Genomic DNA, 1709 nt, shown 5'->3' with positions numbered 1-1709 from the left:
CGCGCCGCCGGCTACGACGTCACCATCCGCGACGTCTTCCAGCAGCGCACCATCACCGCCATGGCCGCAGCCCTCCCCGGCAACGGCACCGGCGAATCCCTCATCACCGCCGTCCAGCCCTTCACCCAGATCTCGGACGAGGACCGCGAGGCCCTCCCGGCCGACATCGTCGACGCCTACCCGCTCTCCCAGATCCAGACCGGCATGCTCGTCGAGATGCTCGCGGCCGAGTCCCGGGACGTCTACCAGAACATCAACTCCTTCCGCCTGCCCGACCCGAAGGCCTTCGACGCCGCAGCGTTCCGCCGCGCCGCCGACCTCGTGGTGGCCCGGCACGACATCCTGCGCACCTCCATGCACCTGGACGGCTTCAGCCGGCCGCTTCAGCTCGTCCACGCCGACGTCGAGATCCCGGTCGCCATCCACGACGTCCGCAGCCTGACCGAGGCCGAGGTGACGGCCCTCACGCTCGCCTACGTCGAGCAGGAGCACCGGAACGGCTTCGAGCTGACCGCCGCCCCGCTGCTGCGCATCTCGGTGCACGTCGAGTCCGACCAGGCCTGGCGCCTGACGTTTAGTCACATTCACGCCATCACCGAGGGGTGGAGCTACCACACCCTCCTGATGGAGCTGCTCGCCTGCTACCGCAGCCTGCGGGACGGCGAGGAGCCGACCGCTTACGAGGTGCCGTCGGTCCGCTACGCGGACTTCATCGCCGCCGAGCAGACCGCGCTCTCCGACCCGCAGACCCAGGAGTTCTGGCAGCAGGTCGTCGACACCCACAGCCCGCTGGTCCTGCCGGACGGCTTCGCCGAGTCCGACCTGAACGGCGTCGCGGACCGCAACCACGTCCACATCCCGTTCGCGGACCTGGAGGACGGCCTGCGCAGGCTCGCGACCGAGGCGAAGTCCTCGCTCAAGAACGTGCTGCTTGCCGCGCACCTCAAGGTGCTCGGCAGCTTCACCGCCGAGGACGCCTTCCACACGGGCGTCGTCTACCACGGCCGCCTGGAGGCGCCGGGCGCCGACCGGGTGCTCGGCATGCACCTCAACACCCTGCCGTTCCCCACCACGCGCGGTGCCGCGAGCTGGCGCGAACTGGTCGAGCGGACCCATGCGACGGAGACGGCCATCTGGTCCCACCGCCGTTACCCGCTGCCCGCCATCCAGCGCGCCGCCGGCGGCAACCGGGAACTGCTGAACGCCCTCTTCGAGTACCTCGACTTCCACCTCGTCGACAAGTCCTCGGTCGACGTCGAGGGCACGATGGTCGACGGCACGACCGAGTTCGGCTTCAGCGTCATCACGGTCGGCGGCAAGCTCGACCTCGCGGGTGCGACCAATGTGATCAGCTTGGCGAACCTGCAGCGCCTGGGCGCCATGTACCGGCTGGTGCTGGAGGCGATGGCCGCCGACGCCGACGGTGACGCCCGCCGTGTCCTCCTGCCGGAGGCGGAGCGCACCCAGCTCACAGCCTGGGCCGCGGGTGGCTCGGTCGAGTGGCCGGAGGGCCTGACCGTCGACCTGATCGAAGCCCAGGCCGCCGCGACGCCGGACGCGATCGCCGTCATCGCCGGGGACGTCCGCCTCACCTTCCGCGAGGTCGACGAGCGGGCCAACCGCATCGCCCACCACCTGCTCGCGCTCGGCGCGGGACCGGATGTCCTCGTCGGTGTCTGCCTGGAGCGCGGCCCCGACCTCGTCCCCAC

The 1709-nt window shown here is 70.7% G+C and carries 1 protein-coding gene; it reads left to right on the top strand.

Annotated features, from left to right (window positions below):
• A partial coding sequence (locus ACIF6L_RS38645; protein ID WP_396491944.1) for a condensation domain-containing protein occupies nucleotides 1–1709 on the top strand: 1709 nt, incomplete at both ends.

It is taken from the genome of Kitasatospora sp. NPDC086009 (assembly GCF_044540385.1).
GTDB lineage: Bacteria > Actinomycetota > Actinomycetes > Streptomycetales > Streptomycetaceae > Kitasatospora.
This window is presented reverse-complemented; position numbering and strand designations above follow the sequence as displayed.